This is a genomic window from Oleiphilus sp. HI0128 (assembly GCF_001635365.1).
Window position 1 is genome coordinate 1 of the sequence record NZ_LWGG01000121.1, and the last position, 1,013, is coordinate 1,013.

At 47.4% G+C, this 1,013-nt stretch carries 1 pseudogene; it reads right to left on the minus strand.

What is annotated here, in order from left to right:
• Window positions 1-1,013: pseudogene (locus tag A3763_RS01590) on the minus strand (bifunctional glutamine synthetase adenylyltransferase/deadenyltransferase); the annotation flags it as partial.

Genomic DNA, 1,013 nt, shown 5'->3' on the forward strand with positions numbered 1-1,013 from the left:
GTCATCAGCGTCATAGAGAAAGACCATATCCAGGTCAGAGCTATAACCTAACTCCAAGCCACCTAGCTTCCCGTAACCAATTGCGGCAAAACCTTCGCCAGCAATCCCTTTCTCGTCACTGCTTAAACCACTTGGCACACCGTGTTTAACGACTAGATTATGCCATGCGATGGCTAAAGACTCTTCCAGAAGGACTTCGGCCAACCATGTTAAGTAATCACTTACTTTCATTAAAGGCAAGTGTCCACCTAACTCCGATGCAGCCACACGCAACATATGAGATTGTTTGAAAGTTCGTAGGCAGTTCATTTGAGTTTCCAGATCATCCTCTGGAATTCTCAACATTTGCTGCCTTAGCTCATCTTGTAATTGCTCTCGATTCGGTGGATGGAATAGACTTCGGGCATCCAGCAACTCATCAAGAATAACCGGACTTTTAGCAATATGTTCAGACACCCACGGGCTTTCTGAACATAAGCGGCACAACTGCTTAAGCGCTCCTGTATTCTCATACAATAGAACAAAGTAAACTGAGCGACCCAGTATCGAACTAACAAGCCCCAGCATGCGCGCCAATGTAAGCGACGGCTTATTGGTTTCAGCAGCTTCATCCAGCAATAGGGGCAGAAAAGTCTCAAAACGCTGCCGTGCTTCTGGTGACATCAAGGTAAACAAGCGATGCTCTCGTAACTGTTCCAAATCACTAACACTCTGTGCAGGCGACTCATAACCTGCCTCTTGGAACATTGGCTGCAAAAGCTGTGAACGCTCTTCAGCCAGCCAAGCTGCCAACCAAGCCCTTCCTGCTTCCTCCTGATCACCATCTTCTTCAGGGTCATGCAGAAAATCGGCAAAGCATTGACTCACCGCTGAACGATGCTCATTCAGCTCTGCCTCTAAACTTGGCCAGTCTGAATAGCTCATCGACCAAGCAATACGCTGACGGCTCTCTTCTGATTCTGGAATTAACTGGGTTTGTTGGTCTGCCAAGCCTTGTATCGCATGCTCCAAAT